The organism is Pseudofrankia asymbiotica (assembly GCF_001983105.1).
GTDB lineage: Bacteria > Actinomycetota > Actinomycetes > Frankiales > Frankiaceae > Pseudofrankia > Pseudofrankia asymbiotica.
This window is the reverse complement of sequence record NZ_MOMC01000006.1, coordinates 20287-42644: the sequence shown is the minus strand read 5'-3', so window position 1 is coordinate 42644 and position 22358 is coordinate 20287. Positions and strand designations below refer to the sequence as shown.

Below are 22358 nucleotides of genomic sequence, written 5' to 3'. Positions count from 1 at the left end.
GCCGCCGCGCCGGGGCACTGACCACTGATCAGACGGTCGGAGCGGGGTCGAGGCCGAGCGCCCGGGCCGCCTCGGCGAGCACGGCCTGCTCGACCGGGGGGAAGGCGCCGTCGATGCGGCCGATCACCTCGCCGAGCCGCAGCACCGCCGTGGCTTCGGCGGGACGCCCGCGGACCCTGGCGACGTCGGCGAGGATCGCGCGTCTGCCGGCGTCGGCGTCGGCCGCCAGCGCCGCCACATGCGCGTCGAACGCCTGCTCCAGCTCGGCCGCGGGAAAGTTCGCCATGACCGGGTCGGTCGCGAGGAAGGCCCGCAGGCCGTCGCGCTCGGCCGGGTCGATCCGGCCGTCGGCGGCGGCCACCAGGGCGCACATCGCCACCGCCGCGTCCCGGAACCGCCGGCCCCGCAACTGGTCGCGGCGGGCGGCGAGCTGGCCGCGCAGCGTCGCCACCGGCGGCTGGGAGCCGTACCAGGCGGCGCGGGCCGCGCCGGGCGCGAGCGACCGCCACACCGGATAGCCCTGGGCGAGCCAGCGACGCGTCGCCCAGGCGACCGGCAGCGGGGCGAGCCTCGTCACCACCAGGTCGTCGGTCCGGACGGCGCTGACGTCGCGGCCGCGCCACGACGTGGGCACCGCCAAGCCCTCCGGCCAGTCGGCCGCGAAGAGCAGGGTGAGGACGTGCTCCGCTCCGGGTGTCCCGCGGGCCCAGGACTCGTCGGCCGGATCCGCGTCGCGGGCGTCGCCCGCGTCGCCGGTGTGCTCGACGGCTCCGACGAATCGCCAGATCCGAGCCGGCGCCGGTGGCCTGGCCGTCGATGGTCCCGGCGAGGCTCCGGCCGCGGCGGTCTGGCCGTCGTCGCGCGCCCGCGCGCCGGTGAGGGGGCCGGCGAGCTCGCCGAGGTGCCGCGCGAGCGAGCGCTGGGTGCCCTCGTCGGGGTCCACCGGGCCGCCCGGCAGCGCGTGCCAGAGCTGGCCCGGTTCCCGGGTCAGCAGCACCCGGCCAGCTGTCCGCGCGACCATCCGCGCGTCGAGCCGGATGGCGGGAAGCACGGCCATTCCAGATCCCTTCGGTCGTCGCGGGCGCCGGTCAGACGGCGGGCAGGGTGGTGCGCCAGAGCGGCGGACGTCCCGCGGCCCAACGCTGGATCATGTCCTTGAGAGGGGCCGGCCGTAGTTCCAGGTCGGCGAGGTCCTCGATCGCGATGGAGGCCAGGTGCACGCCCGGGTCGTTGCTGATGATCTGGGCGGCCCACGGTAGCGGCGCGGTGAACACCGTGGTCAGCGCGTGGATGGCGAGGCTGTCCTCGGTGTAGGCCTGCTCGATGCAGCCGACGAAGTCGAGCGCGCCGACGTCCAGGTCGGCCTGGCTGTCGATCTCGCGGCGCAGCGCGTCCTCGATGGTCTCCCCGGGCCGCACCCGCCCGCCGGGCAGGAAGTACCAGGGCTGCCCACGATGACTGGCCAGCAGGACCCGGTTCTCGTACAGGACGAGCAGCCGGGCGTCGATCTCGGACCGGGCGAGGGCCATCCGCACTCCGTGACGATGAGGGGCGACAACGACGAGGCCACGACAGGGGACGGTGGCGGGCGAGCAGTCACGAGAACAAGCCGTCGATGCACCGTGCGTGCCCATGCTAGGCGCCGAAAGCTCCGAGGACGACCATATTGTCACCGGTCGCAAGGCCGGGCAGGCAAGCGGGGACAACCGGTGTGGCCGGTCAGTGGGGCGCGGTCAGGTGGAGCTGAGGGGGCTCGCGGCCGGGGGTGGCGGCGACCTGCCCGGTGGACGCGACGACGGTGACGTCTCCGTCGGCGGCGGCGACGGTCGGGACCAGCTGGCGGTCGACGAACTGTTCCTTGCCGGTGTCCGCCGGGGTCACGTAGAGCGCGAGCGCCAGGGTCCGGTTGCCTGGCTTGAGCTGGCGGGCCGGAGCCCTGCGGGTGACCTTCGGGTCGCCGGCGAGGCCGGTCGCCGGGGTCAGGCCGCGCAGCGTCGCGCCGTCGGCATCCACGGCGAGCCGGGCGGTGACCGGGCGGGACGGGTCGATCGGGTAGGAGACGTCGCCGGCGTTGGTGGTGAGAACCAGCCGTGCCGCCTTCGCCGGCTCGTACGCCGGGTCGACGGTCACGTCCAGCGTGACGGCGTCGCCGGTGCGCGTGGCCAGCCGCTCCAGGCGGGTCCCGGACGGGGAGCCGGGCATGCGGTTGTAGGCGGGTGGGATCCGCAGCAGGTAGGCGGGCCGGGCCGGGTGCTGGGCGAGGACCGTGAGGTCCGCGGTGCCGCCGCGGGTGACGGTCCACAGCACCCGGCCGTCGAGCTCGGGCGGGTTCGCGGCGAGCGACGTCGGGTGCATCAGGTACAGCGGGTCGACCGACAGGAACACCAGTGGGTCGCCGGGCAGCCCGTCGATCGCCGCGTCGAGGTCGCGGTCGTGGCGGGTGAGTGTCAGGTTGGCCGGAATCGCCGTCGCCAGCACCAGGCAGGTGAGACCCGCGGCGACGGCCACCGCGACCTGGGCGAGCCGGGGCCGCCAGGCAGCCAGGTCCACCAGCCCGCGGGCCCCGAGCTGGACGAGCACGGCCAGCACCGGAAGCATGTAGAACGGCCCGATGTAACGGATACCGCCCCACAGGTAGGCCGCGTTCCAGGCGCCCCAGAACGCGACATAGCCGCCTAGGAACACCAGCGCACCGGCGCCGAGCGCGAGCCCGGCGCCGCCCACCCGGCGGCGCACGACCGCGCCGATCGCGCACGCCAGCAGGACGACCCCGCCGCACGCCCACCCTCCCAGCAGGAACAGGTGGTCGCCGACCGACGCAAGCCCGTCGAGGAAGCCGAAATGGTGCGCCCGGTCCGTCGGGTAGAGCCGGCGTACCCCGAAGCCCATCCTGTCCTCGGACTCCAGGTAGCTGAACGGCAGCCGCAGTGCCGAGCCGGTCGCGGCGGCGTTGAACGCGAGGAGCAGCCCGGCTGGCGCCGCCAGGCCCGCGCACACCCATCCGATCAGCCAGCCGCGCCGGCCCCGCGCCGTCACCACCGCCCAGCCCGCCAGCGGCGCCAGCAGTGTCAGCACGTCGAACGGCCGCACCGCCACCGCCGTCCCCGCCGCGACGCCGGCACCGACCAGCGCCCACCGGTTCCCGTCCCGCCAGCCGCCCCGGCCGCCCGACGGACCGCCCGGGCCACCTTCGTCGACGGGCGTCGTGGCTCTGGCCGCGCGCAGGCCTCGCAGCAGGCCGAGCACCGCCAGCTCCACCATGACCAGCACGGGGAGGTAGGCGAGCAGCATGCCGTCGAGCAGCACCACCAGCGGCGACGCGGTGAACAGCGTCGCTGCCACGGCGGCGACCCGCCGGTCGTCGAACAGCGCGAGCCCGAGGCGGTAGGTGACGCCGACGGCGGCCGCGGCGACGGCCGCGAGCCCCAGGCCGAAGCCGCCGGTGACGAGCAGGCTCAACGCGAACAGCGCTGGCACGAACGGGGTGTACTTCAGCACGTAGTGCCCGTGGCTGGGCACCGCGAGCCAGGGCGCGTAGGAGGAGGCCGGGTCACCGGCCACCGGGAACAGCCGGCCGGCGGCCAGGGTCTGCGCCTGCAGCCGGTACAGCGCCTCGTCGTTGTTGATCGACAAATAGGGGAACAGCAGGTATTTGACCACCAGCGCGAGCGCGGCCGCGACGAGCGCGAGCACCACCACGTAACGCCCCGCGGGGCTGACGGCGGCGAGACGCCTGGCGACGGCGGCCAGCGCCCGCCGGCCTGGGCTGGCCGCGGTCCGCGCCGGGGTCTGAGTCGCCGGCTCGCGGCCCTCAGGCGCGGGCGGGGCAGCGCCGGGCCGGGGCGGGAGGGCGTCGGGGCCGACGTCGGTATCTCCGGCCGGGGGGGCGGTCGTGCGAGGTGCCGCGGCCTGCCGGAGGGTGGCGGCCGCGGCGGCTGGCCGTTCCCGGTCGTCGCGCACGCTGGTCACCGGGGTGAGCGTATCCGGCGAGGGGGAACGCTCCGGATCGAGGTAAGACACCGCTGGTCACATTCACTCCCCCGGGCCGCGCCCCACGACAGCCGACGTGGCGGCCGACGTCCGGCCATGGGTTCGGAGCATGAGCTGTGCGGCCTCGCGAGCGTTTTTCGCCGCCACAGCCCATGCGACAGACGTGCCACAGGCTGGCCACACCTCGCGGAGCCCCGCCTCGCGGGTCGTGTGTCGAAGCGCCGTATCCGTCGCGGACCGGCCGCTTCCGCGCGACACCCCGTTGGCGGGGCACCGCACGGAAGCCGGGCCTGGCTGGCGGCGTCAGCGCGGGTCTGCTCAGGTTCAGCGCGCGTCCCCGGCGTCGTCGACGGCATCAGAGTCGGCCGTGTCAGACCAGTCGGACCGGGCCTCGCCGGGGACCTCGTCAGAAAGCTCGTCGGCCGGAGCCGCGCCGGCGTAGGCGAAGGAATCACCGTCGAGGTCACCGTCTGACCAGGGCGCGGTCTCGTCGAGCGGCGAGACCGGCCCGGCCTGCGCGTCGCCGCCGGACTCGCCGTTGGCGACGGGGCCGGTCTCGGCGGCGGTGCCAGGAGCGACGCCGGTCTGGCCAGCCGGGCGCTCGCCGGCGCCGCCGCGAGTCGCGCGCATGACGCGAGCGGGGCGCCAGGCCAGCTCGGGGCCGATGGCGTCCGCCTCGATCTCGTAACGCCGGCGCCGTTCGCCCTGCGCGTTGTCGAACTCGCGGAGCCGGAGCCGGCCGATGATCAGCGCGCGGTCGCCCTTGTTCAGGCTGGCGGCGACGTTCTCGGCCAACCTGCGCCAACAGGTGACCTCGATGAAAAGCGACGACCCGTCGACCCAGCGGTTCTCCTTGCGGTCGTAGCGGCGCGCCGTCGAGGCGATGCGGAAGGAGCAGAGGTAGGTGCCGCTGGGGGTCACCTTCAGGTTGGGGTTCTCGATGACGTTGCCGACGAGGCTGATGGTGGCGTCAAGCATGCTGGCCTTCCGGGGCATGGGTCCGCTGGGCCGATGGGAGCGGCTGACGTGCGCTGACGAAGGTCGGGGGTGCCGGCCGGCGGTCGCCGGCGGCACCATCAGGATCACCGCCGGCCACCGAGGTGAGAAGCACGCCGGCGCTGCCTGTGGACGACGGCGCCCCGTCCACAGGCTGGGCCGAAGCTCGCGAACGATCTTGTGGGGCTGGGAACACTGCCCGCTGGGGCGCGGTTGCCAGCGACGGGCCGCCGGGAACAGGGACCAGTGAGAACAAGGACCAGTGAAGGGCCGCGGGCAGCGGCCAGGCGGGAACTGGCCGACGTCGGTGGGTGGCGCGAGCCGACCGGGAGGCCGCGGGGCACGACCTACAGGAACGACGAGGAGACGAACATGTCGAGTGCGACGGGCACGGCACAGCCGACGGCCAGCGCCAGCGGGACCTTCACGATCGGCGGTGACCTGCCGGTACGCCGGCTCGGCTACGGCGCCATGCAGATCACCGGGCCCGGGGTATGGGGCCCGCCAGCCGACCCGGACGGTGCGATCCGGGTGCTGCGGCACGCCGTCGAGCTGGGTGTGAACTTCATCGACACGGCGGACTCGTACGGGCCGTATGTGAGCGAGGAGCTGATCGCCGAGGCGCTCTATCCGTACCCGGACGACCTGGTGATCGCCACCAAGGCCGGCCTCGTCAGGACAGGTCCTGACGCGTGGGACCCGGTCGGCCGGCCCGCGTACCTGCGCCAGGAGGTGGAGATGTCGCTGCGCCGCCTGAAGCTGGAGCGCATCGATCTGTTCCAGCTGCACCGGATCGACCCGGGGACCCCGGCCGAGGACTCCCTCGGCGAGCTGAAGGCGATGCAGCAGGAGGGGAAGATCCGCCACATCGGCCTGTCCGAGGTGAGCGTCGACCAGCTCGCGCACGCCCGCACGATCGTCGACATCGTGAGCGTGCAGAACCGCTACAACCTGGCCGACCGTGCCTCCGAGGACGTCCTCGACTACTCGGAGCGGGAGGGGCTCGGCTTCATCCCGTGGTTCCCGGTCGGCACCGGCACGCTCGCCCGGCCGGGCGGCCCGCTGGACGCCGCCGCGGCGGCCCACGGCGCGACGCCCGCCCAGCTCGCCCTCGCCTGGCTGCTGCGCCGCTCGCCGGTGATGCTTCCGATTCCTGGCACCAAGTCCGTCGACCACCTCGAGGAGAACGTCGCCGCGGCCGGCCTCACCCTCACCGACGACGAGTTCGCGGCGCTGGAGGCCGCCGGCCGTTGACACGGCGCCGCTGACATGGGCTCCGCCGCCCTGGCACGGGCTCCGTCGCGGTGGATCCTCCGCATTTCAGGCGGAGGATCCACCGCGGCGTGTCACGAGTCGTCGACGGAAGCCGGCGGTTCGGCGGGTCAGGCTTTGGCCGCCCCCAGGAACGGGACCGAACACCCTGACGCGGTCGAGCAGCCGCGCCGAGCGTCGAGCAGCCGCGCCGAGCCGAGGTCCACGACGCGGCGAAGCGCCGCGTGGCGACCGATATCGCCCACCGACGGCGCGTCGGGACCTTTAGCCTGTGGCGAAAGGCTCCCGGTACGGGCATTATCGGCGTGGCCCGCGCGAGGGAGATCGGAGCTGCCGCTCTGACCGCCTTCGTCCTTCCCGGCAGCCGTCACGACCGTGCCTCAGCGGCCGGGTACGCCGCGCTGTCGACGACGCGGGCCGCCTCGTCCCACCGTGCGGCCAACACCAGGCCGCACAATGGAGGACGAGCGCCCGTAGCTCAGCGGATAGAGCGAGTGCCTTCTAAGCACTGGGTCGCAGGTTCGATCCCTGCCGGGCGCACAAACCCCTGCGCTGCGGCGCCTCTGGCCACTCCCTGATCAGAGAGTGGCCCTCAGCCGCGGACGAGCCGACGGCCCTGGCGGAAGAAGTCGACGGCGTCGGCCACCGAGTGGACCTTGTCCCAGGTGAGGTATGCCCCGAAGGGCGCGTTCCAGAACCCTTCCGGCGAGGCCGGCGGTGGCGCCGGCGGGCCGACGTAGAGGTAGGGCCGCGCGAGGTACTCGTCGCCCGGTGAGGCGCCGTAGTTGATGTCCGCGGCGCGGATGGCGACGTCGGCGTGCTCGGGCCACAGTGTGACGGCGGTCGGCTCGTCGTCGGGGATCTCGGTCCGCCAGCGCCGCAGCGCCGCGTCCCCGAGCGCGTACCAGTCACCGATCCGGCGGGCCGCGCCGGCGTCGACGGCCAGCGGGGCATCCGGGTCGCAGGGTGTGTTCAGACGGTAGATCTCGGCGGGCCCCCCGGGCGCGGGCAGCCCGGCGAGCGCCGCGGCGGCCGCCAACGTGCGCAGCGGAGCCCGCGTCACCTCGGCGCCGGGCGTCCCGTCGCCCAGGCCCACGCTGACGACCAGGTCCGTGCCGTCGACAGCGATGGTCCTGCCCTCGTCGCCGAACGGCGGAGTCCCGAACCCGCCCGGAGCGACGGTCAGGCCGATACGGCCGGTGGCACGGTAACGCGCGGCGGCCAGCACGTGTTCGGCGACGGCGTGCAGGGCGGCGCGAGTGCGGACGAAGCTGTCGTCGACACTGGTGTTCTGGTTCACGAGGCCTCCCAGCCGGGTCGGCCTACCGACCTGGCCCGGTCGCCCGGCGGGCGGCCGCCTGGCGCGGTGGTCTGGCATGGCCGGTCACCGCCCCCGGCAGATCTCCGGGGGCGGTGACCGGCCACCGCCGGCCCCCCGTGCCGCGAGCCGAGGTTATCGCCCGGCGCGCCGCAGCAACGCCTCTCTGGGCGACACGGCGTCCTGGCTGTCCCGTCCCGTCCTGTTTCGCCGGCCGGGGCTGGAAGAATTACCCCGACAGGCATTCCCTGTGCCGGTCTGGCGCACGCACGGTGACCGGCCCGGCAGGCGCGCGACGACGCCCGCCGAGGGCTCGCCCGTCGCACCTGACGTGAAGGAGCGCGACCTGATGACGGAGCCGGGGATGGAGCCGGTGCCGGACCCCGCTTCGGTCTCGACCGAGGACGAACTGCGAGTCGCCATGCTCGCCCTGCTCGGCGACTCCTACGACCGTGCCGTGGAGCGACGGACCGGGCTGTCCAAGACGACGGTCAACGACCTGCGCAACGGGCGCAGGCGGCTGACCGCCAAGACCCTCACCCTGATCGTGGAGGCCTACGACCCGCGCCGGCGGGACGCGTGGCTCTCGGCCTGGCGGCGGGTCCGCTCACGACCGGCGCGACCCGACCGGCTCTCGGGCGCCGCCGCCGACGACGACAGCCCCGAAACCGAACTCGATTCCCGCCTCGAGGACGCCGGCTCCGACGCGGACGCGGGCCTGGCGGCGCACGCGGACGCCGCTTCGAGCATGGCCGCGGCCACCGAGGCGGGCACGAGCGCGAACGCGCCCAGGAATCCGGGCGCAACCGCGCGAAGCGGCCGCCGGGCCGACGCCGCGACGGGCGGGGACGCGGCGCGGCCAACGCGGCCGGAACGGTCATGGGCCGTTCCTTGGCGGATGGTCTCCCTGGCGGCCGGCGCTGCGCTGGTGGCGAGCACCATCGCGACTCTGGTCACCTTCTTCGCGGTGCGCGGCGACGATGGGGTGAGCACGCGATCGGACGTCCCGACGGCCTCAGCGCGACCAGGCGCACCCGTCGACCCGAGGCCGCCCGGAGGCGGCGGGCCGGGAGGCGGACCCGGCGGCCAGCCCCCGGGCGGTCCCGGTGGTGCCGGCCCGGTCGGCGGCCCGGGCCCGCCGCGCGCCGACATGATCCCGGCACTTGATGAGGCCGTGCCCGCGCCCCGGGGCTGCTATCTCCTGCCGTTGCAGACCCAGGCAGACGTCGTGGCACAGCCTGACGCCGAGGCGGCCGGTATCCGGCCCACCGAGATGCGTTACACCTACTATCCGTCCTGGCATCCGTCGCTGGCTGTCGGTGGTCGGCTCAGCGGTCCGGTGCCAGACGGTTGGCGGCTGGTCGTGGCCGCCTGGGCCGACCCCGCGTCGACCGACTCGACCGCCGCCCACAATCCGGGCAACGGCCGGTTCTATCCCGGCGACGAGCTGGTGCCGAGCGACCAGAACTGCTTCACCGTCCAGCCGTACAGCCTGGGCTACGGCGGATACGAGGGAATCACGACCCGCGTCTACGCCATCCTTGTGGACGAGGCGAAGGTCCTCCCCTTTCTCCGGTCGGCCGGTCAGCTCAGCGGCCTCACCGAAGCCGACCTCGGGCGCTGGGGCGTCCGCGTACTCGGCTACGCCGTCGTCCCGTCCCGGCCCGAGTGACAGGCCGAGGCATGCGGCTACATGTCGGCTGCGCGATGTGGACCCACAGGTCGTGGCAGGGACGTTTCCTTGCCCATCCTCTGCCTGCGCACGAGCGCCTGCGGCACTATGCCAGCTGGTGTAACGCCGTCGAGGGGAACACGACGTTCTACGCGACGCCGAGCAGGGACACCGCCGAGTCCTGGGCACGCCAGACCGACCCGGGCTTCCGTTTCCTGCCCAAGCTGCCCAAGCTGATCACCCACGAGCGCTGCCTCACCGGCGTCGACGAGCCCCTGCGCGCCTTCCTGGACGCCGTCGAACCGCTCGGCCCCCGGGCGCACACCCTCTGGATCCAGTTGCCGGGGGCGTTCGGACCCGCCGACGTCTCCCTGCTCGCCCGTTTCCTCGGCCAGCTCACCACGTCCCACCGGTACGCCGTCGAGGTCCGTCACCCGGCCTTCTTCGACGACCCGCGCGCGGCACGACTTCTCGAGGAAGCGCTCGCGGCCGTGGGCGCCGAATGGATCCCCTTCGACACCACCACGTTCTTCGCGAGCCCTCCCGCCAGCGACGCCGAGCGGGACGCCTGGAGCAAGAAGCCCCGCGTGCCGTTCCGGCCGGTCGCGCTGACCGACCGGCCGATCGTCCGCTACCTTGGCCGCGACGATTCCGCCCGGACGGTCGAGGGCTGGCAACGGTGGGTCGACATCGTCGCCGGGTGGCTCCGCGAGGGCCGCTCACCCACCGTCTTCATCCACACCCCGGACAACGCCGACGCGCCGTTGCTCGCCCGCCGTTTCCATGCGGACGTGCGGGCCCGCGTGCCCGATCTCGACCCGCTGCCACGGGAGTTCCTCCCGGCGGAGACCCAGACGTTGTTCTGATGCCCGCCACCACGGTCGGCAGCCGCGGGCAGCGGGCGCGGGCAGCGGGCGCGGCCCCCGCCGCCACGGTCGACCCGCGAGGGCGGGCCGGCCGCGACGGCGGGTGGGCAGCCGGCTGGCGCGGTGGACGCCAGCCGACGCGGTGGACGCTAGCCGAGCAGAGTGTCGAGATCGGCGCGGATCTCCTCCGGGGTCACCGGCGGCTCATAGCGACGGATCACCTTTCCGTCGCGGCCGACGAGGAACTTCGTGAAGTTCCACTTGATCTCGTCGGTACCGACCCGGTCCGGAAAGGTCTTCGCGATGAAGTCGTACAGGAATCCGTACTGCGGGCCGAAGTCACCTGGCGCCTCGGAACGCAGGTAACCATAGAGCGGGGTGGCGTCCGGCCCGTTGACGTCGACCTTGCTGAACACCGGGAATGTAACGTCGTAGGACGCCTTGCAGAACTCCTGGATCTCGGCGTCCGTCGCCGGCTCCTGCTCCATGAACTGGTTGCAGGGAAAGCCGAGGATCTCCAGGCCGCGGCCGTTCAGCTCACGGTAGAGCGCCTCCAGACCCTCGTACTGCGGCGTCAGGCCGCACTTGCTCGCGACGTTGACGATCAGCAGCGCCTGACCCTCGTAGTCACTGAGTGACCGCGAGCCGCCGTCAGCGGTCGCCACGTTGAAGTCGTACACACCCATGATCGGTCCAACTCTCCTGATGAATCATCCGAAGACTGACATATCTGCATACCTGACGCTACTTGCCGGCCCGTGATTCGTCGTCAAAGAAGTGGACAAGGACAGGTGACCAGCGGCCGGCAGGGCCACTCGGCGGCACGCGTCCACCTCCACGCATCCGACGCGTCCGACCCGGCCGCCGCGCGCGGCGGCGGCGCGCGGCGGCGGCGCGCGGCCACGGCACCGCTCCCGTGAAGCGGGTTGCCCGAGTGCGCTGATGGGGCTACCTCGCGGCCGCGAGCAGTTCGGTCCACAGCGAGGGGTCCGCGTCGTAGGGGCTGTACAGCGTGATGCGCTGGTAGGTCTTGCCGACCTTCTCGACCAGCTTCGGCCCGACCTCCGCGGGCGTCCCGACGACGGAGAACTCGTACAGCATCTCGTCGGTGATCACGTCCGCCATCTCGTCCCAGCGGCCCTGCTTCGACAGGGTGTTGAGCTCGTCCTGCGCCTCGCCCCAGCCATGCGCCTCCAGTACCGCCCGGTAGGAGGGCGTGGAACCGTAGAACGCGATGCGCTTCTTCGTCCCGAAGACGGCCGCGGCCATCTCCTCCTCCGTGCGCCCGACGGTGACGAACAACGGCCCGTTGACGACGAAGCCGTCGAGGCTGTCCTTGCCCGCCTTGGCCCGYCCGCGCAGCAGCGCCGGGATGGTGACCTCGTCGAGATAGCGGTTGGTCGTGAACGGGTGGACGAAGAAGCCGTCCGCGACCTCGCCCGCGGCCTCGGTCATCAGCTCGCCGACGCCCGCGAGGAAGATCGGCGGCGGACCGTACTCGTGCGGCTCGGGGGTGAAGAACGGAGTCATCAGGGTGTGGGTGTAGAAGTCACCACGGAAGTCCAGCTTCGCGCCCTCCTGCCAGGTCGCCCAGATCGCCCGGGTGGCCAGGATCAGCTCGCGCATCCGCGCGGCGGGGTGGGACCAGGGCATGGAGAACCGGCGCTCGATGTGCGGCTTGATCTGCGAACCGAGGCCGAGGACGAACCGGCCGCGGGAGTAACGGGCCAGGTCGTAGCCGATGTTCGCGAGCGTCATCGGGGTCCGGGCGAACCCGATCGCGATCGCCGTGCCGATGGTGACGGTCTCGGTCGCCATCGCGGCCTGCAGGCACTGCAGGAACGGGTCGTGCCTGGTCTCCGAGGCCCACACCCCCGCATAGCCGTCCCCCTCGATCTTCGCGGCCACCGCCTGCGTCACCCCGATGTCGTCGGACAGGCTCGCGTCGATCTTCATCCGGTCTCCTCTGCTGGCCGCGCGACGGGGCCGCCGCGCTGGGGGCAACTGAGCTGGGGCAACTGAGTCGATCAGGGAGCTCGCGCTCCGAACCGGCTTTGACCTGGGCACGTCGCGCCCCGGGCGGGTCGCTCCAGCCGGCCTGGCCGATGGCCCTGGGACACGCTCCCGCCAGGCGGCCGGCTGGAGCAACCGTTCCGGTCCCCGGTGTGACGCCTCCGACGTCCACATGGCGTTCCGCCTCGGCGGCGCCCGCTTCCCGGCATGAGCGCGGGCGAGCGGATGCGGACCGAACGCGCCACTCCTACCGGGTCACGGCGAAGCGCGGGGTGTCGCCGCCGAACCTCCGGACATCCGCTACGTAGAGCAATCGTTGGTTACTCTCTGCTTATGGTCCGAGTGCTAGCCGACAGCTTCGGGCCATCGTGGTGGCGTCAAGAGTCATCTGGCCCGGGACGAAGGGATGACTCAGTGCCCCTGGGAAACTCGCCCCTGGGAAACTCGCCGCCGGGAACCGGACACTCCTGGAATTCGACTGACGACCCGGCCGAGGCCGGGAACCAGGCCGACGGCGAACCCGCCAACACCCAGCAGCGCAAGCCGCCGGCGTCCGCCGGCCGGCACCGCCGTCCTGCCCATGGGCAGTTCAGCTCGCGCCCGCTGCGCCGAGCACCGACCCGGCCGGGCGGCCAGCCCGGCCAGGCGACCGCGCTCGAGCCGCCGGCACATGGCGGACCACCGGGCAGGACCCGATCAGCCCGTCACGCCGGACGCCGGCTCCGGACGGGCCGGCGGTGGGCCGCCGGTGGACCGCGCCGGCCGATCCTCCTGGTGGTCGCGCTGCTGCTCGCCGCGCTGGTCGTCCCCAGTGCCACGGCCTCCGCCGACGCGTCGGCGCTTCCCTTCCCCGACGTCGACCCGAGCACCCTGCCAGGCGTCCTGCACACCACGGTCCAGCCGCCGGCCACCGCGGGTATCAGCCAGTTCCCGATCCTCACCACCGCGTCGCCGGCCACCGAGCCGCTCACCGACGACAAGCTGCGGCAGACCGTGGTCCGCGTCGGCGAGCTCGCCCCGACCGCGCTCGCCGCGGCCACGGGTGTCATCGAGGACACCGCCATCGGCACGGGCGTCGGCCAGGTCAGCTACGGCGGCGCCTGGACGCTCTGCGGCGGCTGCGCCCCGGACACTCCGAACCACTCGTTCCGCTATTCGCTGAACGCCAGCGCGACCGCCAGCATCTCGTTCACCGGCACCCAGATCAAGATCTACGGTGTCAAGGAGCGTGCCGGCGGCATCGCCTCCGTCAAGGTCGACACCGGACCGGCGACCACCATCGACACCTACGCGCCCACCTCGAGCAGCGCGGTCATCTACGACTCGGGCACGCTCGCGAACGGCGTCCACACCGCGGTCCTGACCAACCTCGGCCGGCGCAACGCCTCGTCGGCGGCGTTCGCCGTCATCTTCGACCGCGCCGAGGTGTTCACGGACACGACCCCGGACGACCCGGACCCGCCCACCGGCACGAAGACGACGGTCGAGGACACCGCGACCGGCGTCGGTGACGACCAGGTCGCCTACAACGGGAACTGGATCCAGTGCGGAGGCTGCCAGCCGCCGACGCCGAACAAGTCGTTCCGCTACTCGCTCACGGCGGGCGCCACGGCCACGATCCGCTGGACGGGTACCCGGATCGTGATCTACGGCGTGAAGGAGAAGGCCGGCGGCCTGCTGACGGTCAGCGTCGACGGGCGGACGACGAGCACGGTCGACACCTACGCGCCCACCGCCAGCAACGCGCTCATCTACGACTCCGGCCAGCTCGCGTTCGGTGACCACGTCGCCGTCGTCACGAACATCGGCCAGCGCAACGCCTCGTCGGCGGCGTTCGCGGTCTCCTTCGACCGAGCCGAGACGTACAACGCGCAGGACACCGAGCCGCCGCCGACCGGCGGCGACTTCCCCACCCGGTCCGGCGAGCCGTGGCTGTCCGGGGCGAACGGCGACCCGCTGATCACCCCGGCCGACGTGGACGCGTTCTGCGCGTTCCGCGGGAACCTGTGCGACGTGGCGCAGGTGTACACGGCGCGCGACAGCTGGCAGTCGATCGTCGGGCAGTCGTTCATCTACTCGAACTTCGCCGGCTGGCCCGGCAAGCTCGTGATCAGTGTGCCGCCGTTCCCGGAGACGGGTGGGTCGCTGCAGACCTGCGCCACCGGTGCCTATGACAGCAACTGGCGCCAGTTCGGCCAGACGCTGAACGCGGCCGGCCGGCAGAACTCGATCGTCCGGCTGGCGTGGGAGGCGAACGGCAACTGGTACCCGTGGTCGGGCACTGACCCGACCGCGTACGTCAACTGCTACCGCCATGTYGTGGACGCGATCCGCTCGACCGCGAACCCGGACCCGAAGTTCGACTGGACGATCAACTCGCACTACTCGCAGAACCCGCCGAGCCACCATCCGCTCGACCTCTACCCGGGCGACCAGTGGGTCGACATCGTGTCGATCGACGCGTACGACCAGTACCCGCCGTCGTACACGCTGGACCAGTTCAACACCCAGGCGAACATGGAGGGTGGCATCACCTGGCTGTACAACTTCGCGCGGGCGCACGGGAAGCTGTTCGGCGTCCCCGAGTGGGGGGTCGCGTCCGGATCCGGCACGAACGGCGGCGGTGACAACGCCAACTACATCCAGTTCATGCGCGACTGGATGGTCGCCCGCGCCGGCCGCGGCATGTACTACGAGTCGTACTTCAACAACTGCGAGATGCAGAACCTCGGCTCGAACATCTACCGGCCGAAGGGACCTCACTGCCTGTACCAGAACACGACGGCGGCAGGTCGCTACGCGCAGCTGTGGTGAGATGACCCGCGGCCGCGAGGTAACAGCGCGCGACCGTGAGCAGTGCGTCGGCGCGTCTCCGCGCCGGGGCGCGGGCGTCAGCCGATCCGGCTGACGCCCGCGCCGCCAGCCGCAGCGCGTCCAGCAGGGTCCTGGCGTCGTCGGCCGAGACCGAGCCGGCGATCGTCACCCAGCCGCCCGGGTGCGCCTCCGCGCACCCGGGCGGCACGGGTACCAGCGACAGCGAGCGGGCGCGCCCGGCGGCGACGGCGTCCCGCTCGACGCCGGCCGGGTCCGCGTCGCGCAGCCAGTGAGTGACGGCGGCGCGGACCTGGTCCGGCCCGGCCCGGCGCGCGAGAGCCGTCAGCTCCGCCTCCACCGGGCCGGCGAGCGCGACCAGACGCGACGGACTGGTCAGCGGCGCCGTCACGGCGAGCACATGGTCGAGGCTCACCTCGCCGCGCCGGAACGCCTCCGCGAGCACCGGCAGACCGGTGAGGGCCCGCGCGGCGACGAGCAACGCGGCGGCCGCCGTGACGGTCAGCCGCGCCTGCCCGGCGATCCAGCCAGCGGGTGTCGGACGCCCGTCCGCTCCGCCGGCCCCGGCCCGGTCACCGTCCCCGCCGGGCCCGACCGAGCGGCGGAGCGCGCAGGGGCCGGCCGCCCCGGCCGGCCCCTGCGCACGCGTGGCGCCCCGGAGATCGGCCCGGCCCCACACACCCGCCAGCTCCGCCGCCCCCGCCACCCGCACCAGCGCGGCCTGCGCGGCCGCGATGACCCCGCCGAGCTGGCTCAGCAGGTCGACGGCGGCGCCGTCCGGGAGCGACGCGGGCTCGATCTCAGCCAGCGCATGGCGCAGCGCCCCCAGCGCCGCCGCCTTGTCACCGTCCATCCAGCCACCCCCCGGAGCTGGGCGGCTGTCCGGCCGCCGCCTTCGAGAACAGCGCCAACCCGCGGCGACCGCGGCCGGGCCTCGGGGCATGACGCCGCTCCCCCGGATCGGCCGCGACGCGGACGTGCGGCACGCCGGCCACAACCGCCGCCCCGCCACGGCGCCAGTGATCGCCGCGGGAGGAGCGCCGGGCCGGGTCGCCTCAGCCGCCGCGCCTCGGTGGTGCCGCCGCCGGGATCGACCAACGGCCGCCCTCTTCGAACTCATGTTCGACAATACGCCCAGCTCAGAGCCCCTTCAACCAGCGGCGCCGCTCGGTGGACCCTGCCTGTCGACGAGAAGCTCGACCAGGTGCTCCAGCTCCGCGGCCGGGTCCCCGGTGACCCCGGTGTGCACCGGCGAGGTCTGCACGATCGTGCTGCGTGGCGCGGTGAGCCAGCGGAACCGCTCGCCGGGCGACAGCACCCCCGCCGCCCCCGCCGCGGTGCCACCGACGCACACCCGGTGCAGCGCGTCGAGATGGACGCGCACGCCCGCGAGGTCGAGGTATGGGTCGAGCGCCGCGAGCCGCTCGTCGTCCAGCACGCAGCGCAGGTCGAGGTAGCCGGCGCCCTGGCACCACAGCAGCACGCCGACGTTCATGCATTCGCCCCGCTCGACGCGGGGCACGACGCGCACCAGCGCGTACTCGAACAGCTCAGCCACGCCGGTTCTCCCGCGTCCGCTGGCCGCGCGCCAGGCGCAGCCAGGCCGGCGGCCCCTCGCCGTGGCCAGCCCCCTCCCGCGCGGCCGAGATGCCAGCCGGGCGCGCCGCCACCATCGGCTCCAGCCACGGGCGTCGGCCACCGGCGCGCCCCGTGAGCCAGCCGACATATCGCTCCGGGTCGGCGTCGAGCCAGTCCTCCTGCACCAGGGCGACCACGGATCGCACCAGCTCGGCGTCGACCCGCGGCGCGAGCTCGGCGTCCGCGGCGCGAAGCGCCCCGCCGGGGTCGGCGCCGAGCGCGGGCAGGAGCACGTGCTCCTCCCACCGAGGCAGGGCCCGCTCGTCGACCGGAGCCGGAGCCAGGTCCGCGGGCGGCGGCTGTGCCTCGACCGGCCGGGCTGGCCAGCCGTGATGCGGGTAGAGCGCGGCGCCGTGGTCGATCAGCCACAGCCGCCCGCCCCAGACCAGCAGGTTCGGGTTCCGCCATGACCGGTCCACGTTGAGCGTCAGCGCGTCCAGCCACACCACCCGCGCTGCGAGTCCCGGATCCACCTCGAAGGCGAGCGGGTCGTAGGTGATCGAGCCGGGAAGATAGTCCATCCCCAGGTTGGCGCCCGCGCTGGCCTTGAGCAGGTCCTGGATCTCCTGGTCGGGCTCGACGCGCCCAAGTCGGGGATCCACGTCGATGACGACCAGCTCCGGCACGGGCAGCCCAAGCGCCCTGGCGAGCTCGCCGACGACCACCTCGGCGACCAGCGACCGCGGCCCCTGCCCTGCCCCCCGGAACTTCACCACCCAGGTCCCCAGGTCGTCGCCCTCCATCAGCCCTGGCAGGCTGCCGCCCTCCCGCAACGGCGTGGCATACCGAGTCGCCCGCACCAACCGGAGCATCGCCGACCTCCCGCCCTCCCGAGCACCACCCCGGTGCCGCCCCGCGCAGGAAACCTAGTCGCGCTCTGGGAACGGCCAGCGGAAGGGGCGCTAGCTCGAGGGCAGTCCCGCGGCGGTCTCCAGAGCGGACATGTCAAGAATCGCGACCCGCCGGTACCCGGTCTCGATGACCCTGTCCCGGCGCAGTACCCGCAACGCCTTGTGAACGGTGGGGTCATGCGCGCCGACCAGGGCGGCCAGCTCCTGCTGGGCGAGCGGCACTCCCAGCGCCCGCCCGCCCTTCGACCGGTCGATTCCATAAGCCCGGTCCAGCTCCAGCAACACCCGCGCCACTCGCACGGCCACCGGGCAGCCGGCGAACTCGACGCGCCGTCGGATGCTGAACCGCGTCTTCGCCACGATGCTCCGGCTGATCGCCGCCGCGGCGACCGGATCCCTGGCCAGGTATCCGGCGAACTCCTCGTTCCTGATCACCTTCGCCAGCACGCTCCCGACGGCGGTGACCGTCGCCGACCGCGGCTGGGAGTCCAGCCCCGCGAACTCGCCGATGACGTCGCCGCCGTGCCGCACGGCCAGCAGCGCCACGCCCCCGGTCTCCGTCAGCGCGGTCACCTTGGTCCACCCGCGCAACAGCACCGCCACGAACGTCGTCTGGTCGCCCTCCCGCACGATCGGCGTACCGCTCGTGAATTCMCGAAACCCGCCCAGCTCCAGCAGCTCCGTCCGCGAGCGATCCGGCAGCCGCCCCAACAACGTCTGTTCGGGCCACAGGACGCGCCGTAGCCACTCGCCGCGTCCCGCCTCGTTGTCCGGCGGCTCTCCCGAACCCAGCCTGACCATGGCGCCCCCGCATCCATGCCGATTCCCGACGTGCCCACGACGTCATCAACAGGATCCAGCGATCTGGCCAACCTCGGCAAGCGACCACAGGGGAGACACACCACTCATCCCCACCTCCGCGATCCGGTCAGCGCTCCTCACCGTAAACGCGACCATCCCCAGACCCATCGAAAACGACGCGTCACCCCTACCGGAACCCCTGCGTCCCAGCCCGATCCACCAGCACCAACACTCATGACGGCATTGCGACCACCACCAAGGGCAACGAGAAGAAGCCAGTCACGAGGCGGCATCCACCGGCGGCCCCGCCCGGCCCGACAATCCCAATCCCCGCGTCAAACCCACAAACCCGAAGCCCAGGGCACCAACCCACCCCCCAGCCGAGACCCCACCTCCCCCACCACCTACCGCCAAACAGCGCTACCACCCGCCATCACCCCGACCACCGACCAGGGAACGCCCCAGCGTCGCCTCACCCGGAAAACAAGTCCATCCCCCGAACCAACGCCTTCCACAGTCACCAGCCCACCTGACACCCACCCGCAACAGCCAACACCTCGCAAAAAAGCTCACCGCCCAAAGGTGCCCCACCCCGGCAGCCCAGCGCAACAGCACCGCACCACAAAGGGAACCATCACCGATGCCGACAAAGCCGCCGCGGGCGGCAAGCCCGGGAAGGTGCCGAGGACCGCAGGCCTTTGACCGGGGGTTCCACGCAGTCGTTCCCCGCGCATGTGTAACGGCAAGGGGAAGCTGCCCAAAAGGCAGCGACCAGAACTCCCGATCACAGACGACGTCGCCGCAGGCGGCAAGCCCGGCGGGGTGTCGGGGGCCACAGGCCCCCGACCCGGAGGTTCCAGGGGGTCGCCCCCCTGGGCAGACATAACGGCAAGAGGGAAGCTGCCCGAGAAGGGCAGCGAACACAACTGCCCCGCTCGAGCGGCGAACATGACTCGCCAGCTCGGGTGAGTGACGGGACTTGAACCCGCGGCACCCGGGACCACAACCCGGTGCTCTACCAACTGAGCTACACCCACCATGCCGGACCGGGGATGCGACCCGCTCACCGCGACCACGCGAGGTGGCCGGGCTTACTGGGCGCGTCCCTTACCGGGCTTCGCCATCCTACCGGTCGGGCTGGCGGCTGCGACAGCAGGGTTTTGGGTCGGCCTACCTGTCATCGCGCTAGCTACACAGGGTAGCCGGCCGGATCGTCACCGCGGATCAGCGGCGGCGTCGGCGGCCCGGGGGCCGCGCGGGGAGATGGGCCGGGCCACGGTTGTCCCTGGGGCGCTGACGTCCCCGCAGCCGGCTGATGCCCAGAATGCGTTCCCGGATGATCCGCTCTTGCCTTGAGCATCGGCGATCCACGACCCCGAAGGTAGCGTTCCGTGGAGCAATCGGTGTCCATCGTCACACGGTGTTTACCAAAGTCCCGGCGCGTCATGGGCGACCTGGGCGGCTCCATCACTCTCATTGCCCATCGGAGAACTAGTCCGTCGGGGCTCTGGCAAACTCCACCCGATCATGCGTCGCGGTCGCGTGACGCACCGGCCGTCCTCGCCACCCACTCGACGGCGGCCGCGCCAAGCACCACCCACCGCGGCCCACGGCGCGGGAAGGTTGACGTGACGGCCGCGGTTACACTGGCCGCTAGTTGCACATGCAACCAAGGAGGTTGGTCTCATGCCCGCCGTAACCGCCGACACCGTCACCCTTCCGCGGCTGGCCGAGCCAGGCCTCGGTGACACCCCACGCCCGGTCAAGAAGGTCATCACGGCCCCGCTCGGCTACGAGGGCGAGGGCTTTCCGGTACGGCGTGCCTTCGCCGGCGTGAGCAAGGCGGACCTCGACCCGTTCGTGCACATGGACCAGATGGGCGAGGTGGAGTACGCCCCGGGCGAGCCCAAGGGCACGCCGTGGCACCCGCACCGCGGCTTCGAGACGGTCACCTACATCATCGACGGCACGTTCCAGCATCAGGACTCGCACGGCGGCRGCGGCCTGATCACCGACGGCGCCACCCAGTGGATGACGGCCGGCTCCGGCATTCTGCACATCGAGACGCCGCCGGCGGCGCTCGTCGAGAGCGGCGGCCTGTTCCACGGCATCCAGCTGTGGGTCAACCTGCCGGCCAAGGACAAGTTCTCCCCGCCCCGGTACCAGAACCTCGAGGGCCAGCAGGTCTCGCTGGTCGCGTCCGCCGACGGCGGCGCGCTGCTGCGCATCATCGCGGGCGAGGTCGGCGAGCACCGCGGCCCCGGCTCGACGCACACCCCGATCACGATGGTCCACGTCACGGTGAGCCCCGGTGCCCGGGTGGACCTGCCGTGGAACCCCGAGTTCAACGGGCTCGCCTACGTCCTCGCCGGTGCCGGCACGGTGGGCCCCGCGGCCACGGCGGTCGAGACCGGCCAGCTCGCGGTGTTCGGGGCGGGCGACCGGGTGGTGCTGGCCGCGTCCAAGCGGCAGGAGTCGCGCTCGCCGAACCTGGAGGTGCTGCTGCTCGGCGGCCGCCCCATCCGCGAGCCGGTGGCGCAGTACGGCCCGTTCGTGATGAACACCCGCCAGGAGCTTCAGCAGGCGATCGACGACTTCCAGGCCGGGCGCCTCGGGGTGATCCCCGCCAACGCGCTGATGCCCCACCGGGTCTGACACTCCCGCGGCCCGTTCTCAGCGCGAAGGACGAGACAAAAGGACAACCGGGGCGGCGGCGTCGGGGACACCGCCGCTCTGGACGATCTCCGCTCCGGTCAGGCGTTGGGGGCGGGCTGCGTCGTGTCGGTGGCCTCGGCCGTGGCCGGATCCGGGGATGACCGCTCCGCGCCGCCGTCGCCCGATGACGAGGGCTGGGCCGCGGCGTCGGTCTCGGCGCGGATCTCGACGGAGGCCGCCCGTGCCTCGTCGGTCGTCGGGCCGGGATGCGGGACGAAGACGGTCCGACGGTAGTACCGCAGTTCCTCGATGCTCTCGCGGATGTCCGCGAGAGCGCGGTGACCACCGTGCTTGACCGGGGCGGCGTAGTAGGCGCGCGGGTACCAGCGACGGGCCAGTTCCTTCACCGACGAGACGTCGATCATGCGGTAGTGCAGGTAGCCGTCCAGTTCGGGCATGTAACGCGCCAGGAACGAGCGGTCCGTGGCGATCGAGTTGCCGCACAGCGGAGCGCGGCGGTTCTCCGGGACGAGTGAGCGCACGTAGGCGAGGACCTGCCGCTCGGCCTCGGCGACGCTCAGCGTGGACTTCCGGACGGCGGCGGTCAGGCCGGAGGTCTCGTGCATGTCCTTGACGACGGGCACCATCGCGTCGAGTGCCGCCTCGGGAGCCGCGATCACCAGGTCCGTCCCGTCACCCACGACATTGAGCTCGCCATCGGTCACCAGACAGGCGACCTCGAGCAGCACGTCGGAGGCCGGGTCGAGGCCTGTCATCTCGCAGTCAATCCAAACTAGGCGGTCCATCCATCTGACACTAGGGTTTCCCGCTCGCAGCGTCACGCCCGCCTCGGACGAACCGAACCTCCGGTAGCCCGGATGGGTCAGTTCTGCACGAGGAAGGTGACGGAGCGCGGGCTGATCCGGGTGTCGACCGGCGTCGCCGTCAACGTGTACTGCCCGTTGGGCGCCGCCGCCGTGTGCCAGCCCCCCGGATGGGGCGCGAACAGGTACGGGGGGCTCAGCGCGAGCCACGGCGTGGAGAAGCCGGACAACGTGTAGTTGACCACGCCAACATCGCCCTCGGTGTCCAGAGTGATCTGGACGTCCCCCTTCAGGGGCCGACCGTCCTCTACTCCCAGGAACCTGACGATCAGCGGCGTGGCGCCGAGAGCGACAGGGGCCGCGGAGGTGGGCGCCGCGGAGGCCGTGGGCGAGAGCGCCTCGCCATCCGCGGGGCTGGTCGGGTCCGGCGGGGTGTCGACGACGGCGGCTGACCGGCGGTCGTCGGCCTTCGCCTCGGTCTGCCGGTGGTAGTCGACGATCAGTAACGGCATCAGCACCAGCGCGGCTATGAAGAGAATCAGGCCGAGATAGCCACGTCTGACCGCGTCCACCCCACCCACGCCTTTCCGCCCGCATCCTGCCGGCTCGCCCGAGATGACCCTTGGGGCT

Annotated in this window: 18 protein-coding genes and 2 tRNA genes; 6 read left to right on the top strand and 14 right to left on the bottom strand. The window is 72.6% G+C overall.

Going from position 1 to position 22358, the window contains the following annotated elements; genetic code table 11:
• Positions 1 to 28 precede the first annotated feature (28 nt).
• The 4 genes from BL253_RS02370 to ssb form a co-directional block, all read right to left on the bottom strand.
• Positions 29 to 1057, bottom strand: a complete 1029-nt coding sequence (locus BL253_RS02370) for a tellurite resistance TerB family protein (protein WP_076813190.1) — start codon at positions 1055 to 1057, stop codon at positions 29 to 31.
• A 31-nt stretch (positions 1058 to 1088) separates the two neighbouring features.
• On the bottom strand, positions 1089 to 1529 hold the full coding sequence (locus BL253_RS02365) for an NUDIX domain-containing protein (RefSeq protein ID WP_076813188.1): 441 nt from the start codon (positions 1527 to 1529) through the stop codon (positions 1089 to 1091).
• A 190-nt stretch (positions 1530 to 1719) separates the two neighbouring features.
• Positions 1720 to 4020 carry a DUF7846 domain-containing protein gene (locus tag BL253_RS02360; RefSeq protein WP_076813187.1) on the bottom strand — a complete coding sequence of 767 codons (2301 nt, stop codon included), beginning with the start codon at positions 4018 to 4020 and terminating at the stop codon, positions 1720 to 1722.
• A 294-nt stretch (positions 4021 to 4314) separates the two neighbouring features.
• On the bottom strand, positions 4315 to 4968 hold the full coding sequence (gene ssb / locus BL253_RS40900) for a single-stranded DNA-binding protein (RefSeq protein ID WP_081437921.1): 654 nt from the start codon (positions 4966 to 4968) through the stop codon (positions 4315 to 4317).
• Between the two features lie 390 nt (positions 4969 to 5358).
• On the opposite strand from ssb, the gene BL253_RS02350 reads away from it, so the two are divergent.
• Positions 5359 to 6240 (top strand): aldo/keto reductase, encoded by an 882-nt coding sequence (locus BL253_RS02350; protein ID WP_076813184.1) that lies wholly within the window; start codon positions 5359 to 5361, stop codon positions 6238 to 6240.
• 485 nt (positions 6241 to 6725) lie between these two features.
• Positions 6726 to 6798, top strand: a tRNA-Arg gene (locus BL253_RS02345).
• Between the two features lie 52 nt (positions 6799 to 6850).
• Here the strand turns inward: BL253_RS02345 and BL253_RS02340 are convergent.
• Positions 6851 to 7558, bottom strand: coding sequence for a hypothetical protein (locus BL253_RS02340; protein WP_076813182.1), 708 nt, complete (start codon positions 7556 to 7558; stop codon positions 6851 to 6853).
• 367 nt (positions 7559 to 7925) lie between these two features.
• Between BL253_RS02340 and BL253_RS02335 the strand changes: the two genes are divergently transcribed.
• Positions 7926 to 9248 (top strand): helix-turn-helix domain-containing protein, encoded by a 1323-nt coding sequence (locus BL253_RS02335; RefSeq protein WP_076813234.1) that lies wholly within the window; start codon positions 7926 to 7928, stop codon positions 9246 to 9248.
• Positions 9249 to 9259: 11 nt separating this feature from the next.
• Positions 9260 to 10114, top strand: coding sequence for a DUF72 domain-containing protein (locus tag BL253_RS02330; protein ID WP_076813181.1), 855 nt, complete (start codon positions 9260 to 9262; stop codon positions 10112 to 10114).
• Between the two features lie 149 nt (positions 10115 to 10263).
• On the opposite strand, the gene BL253_RS02325 is transcribed toward BL253_RS02330, so the two are convergent.
• Together BL253_RS02325 and BL253_RS02320 are read right to left on the bottom strand one after the other, a co-directional pair.
• Complete coding sequence (locus BL253_RS02325) at positions 10264 to 10800, bottom strand: glutathione peroxidase (RefSeq protein WP_076813179.1); 537 nt, start codon at positions 10798 to 10800, stop codon at positions 10264 to 10266.
• Positions 10801 to 11062: 262 nt separating this feature from the next.
• Entirely contained in the window at positions 11063 to 12070 is a 1008-nt protein-coding gene (locus BL253_RS02320; RefSeq protein WP_076813178.1) for an LLM class F420-dependent oxidoreductase, read from the bottom strand.
• Positions 12071 to 12541: 471 nt separating this feature from the next.
• Between BL253_RS02320 and BL253_RS02315 the strand changes: the two genes are divergently transcribed.
• Complete coding sequence (locus BL253_RS02315; protein ID WP_241834443.1) at positions 12542 to 14941, top strand: glycosyl hydrolase; 2400 nt, start codon at positions 12542 to 12544, stop codon at positions 14939 to 14941.
• Here BL253_RS02315 and BL253_RS02310 read toward each other — a convergent pair.
• The 5 genes from BL253_RS02310 to BL253_RS02290 form a co-directional block, all read right to left on the bottom strand.
• Positions 14832 to 15812 (bottom strand): DUF222 domain-containing protein, encoded by a 981-nt coding sequence (locus BL253_RS02310; protein WP_076813176.1) that lies wholly within the window; start codon positions 15810 to 15812, stop codon positions 14832 to 14834. The two genes, BL253_RS02315 and BL253_RS02310, sit on opposite strands and share 110 nt — an antisense overlap.
• Before the next feature lie 297 nt (positions 15813 to 16109).
• Complete coding sequence (locus tag BL253_RS02305) at positions 16110 to 16517, bottom strand: DUF3037 domain-containing protein (protein WP_076813174.1); 408 nt, start codon at positions 16515 to 16517, stop codon at positions 16110 to 16112.
• Positions 16510 to 17409, bottom strand: coding sequence for a HipA family kinase (locus BL253_RS02300; RefSeq protein ID WP_076813173.1), 900 nt, complete (start codon positions 17407 to 17409; stop codon positions 16510 to 16512). Before BL253_RS02300 ends, BL253_RS02305 begins: the two co-directional genes overlap by 8 nt.
• A 90-nt stretch (positions 17410 to 17499) precedes the next feature.
• Positions 17500 to 18249 carry a Crp/Fnr family transcriptional regulator gene (locus tag BL253_RS02295; protein ID WP_076813171.1) on the bottom strand — a complete coding sequence of 250 codons (750 nt, stop codon included), beginning with the start codon at positions 18247 to 18249 and terminating at the stop codon, positions 17500 to 17502.
• A gap of 964 nt (positions 18250 to 19213) precedes the next feature.
• A tRNA-His gene (locus tag BL253_RS02290) sits at positions 19214 to 19286 on the bottom strand.
• Positions 19287 to 19935: 649 nt separating this feature from the next.
• Between BL253_RS02290 and BL253_RS02285 the strand changes: the two genes are divergently transcribed.
• Positions 19936 to 20904, top strand: a complete 969-nt coding sequence (locus tag BL253_RS02285) for a pirin family protein (RefSeq protein WP_076813169.1) — start codon at positions 19936 to 19938, stop codon at positions 20902 to 20904.
• A gap of 98 nt (positions 20905 to 21002) precedes the next feature.
• Here the strand turns inward: BL253_RS02285 and orn are convergent, their stop codons facing one another.
• Complete coding sequence (gene orn, locus BL253_RS02280; RefSeq protein ID WP_076813168.1) at positions 21003 to 21710, bottom strand: oligoribonuclease; 708 nt, start codon at positions 21708 to 21710, stop codon at positions 21003 to 21005.
• A gap of 77 nt (positions 21711 to 21787) precedes the next feature.
• A complete protein-coding gene (locus BL253_RS02275; protein WP_076813166.1) occupies positions 21788 to 22300 on the bottom strand; it encodes a hypothetical protein in 513 nt (170 codons plus the stop codon).
• Positions 22301 to 22358 lie beyond the last annotated feature (58 nt).

What these genes read in the sequence shown, in the direction of transcription:
- BL253_RS02365 (WP_076813188.1), bottom strand. Translation starts at nt 1,529, where the DNA reads ATGGCCCTCGCCCGGTCCGAGATCGACGCCCGGCTGCTCGTCCTGTAC.
- BL253_RS02325 (WP_076813179.1), bottom strand. Translation starts at nt 10,800, where the DNA reads ATGGGTGTGTACGACTTCAACGTGGCGACCGCTGACGGCGGCTCGCGG.
- BL253_RS02335 (WP_076813234.1), top strand. Translation starts at nt 7,926, where the DNA reads ATGACGGAGCCGGGGATGGAGCCGGTGCCGGACCCCGCTTCGGTCTCG.
- ssb (WP_081437921.1), bottom strand. Translation starts at nt 4,968, where the DNA reads ATGCTTGACGCCACCATCAGCCTCGTCGGCAACGTCATCGAGAACCCC.
- orn (WP_076813168.1), bottom strand. Translation starts at nt 21,710, where the DNA reads ATGGACCGCCTAGTTTGGATTGACTGCGAGATGACAGGCCTCGACCCG.
- BL253_RS02300 (WP_076813173.1), bottom strand. Translation starts at nt 17,409, where the DNA reads ATGCTCCGGTTGGTGCGGGCGACTCGGTATGCCACGCCGTTGCGGGAG.
- BL253_RS02310 (WP_076813176.1), bottom strand. Translation starts at nt 15,812, where the DNA reads ATGGACGGTGACAAGGCGGCGGCGCTGGGGGCGCTGCGCCATGCGCTG.
- BL253_RS02350 (WP_076813184.1), top strand. Translation starts at nt 5,359, where the DNA reads ATGTCGAGTGCGACGGGCACGGCACAGCCGACGGCCAGCGCCAGCGGG.
- BL253_RS02330 (WP_076813181.1), top strand. Translation starts at nt 9,260, where the DNA reads ATGCGGCTACATGTCGGCTGCGCGATGTGGACCCACAGGTCGTGGCAG.
- BL253_RS02370 (WP_076813190.1), bottom strand. Translation starts at nt 1,057, where the DNA reads ATGGCCGTGCTTCCCGCCATCCGGCTCGACGCGCGGATGGTCGCGCGG.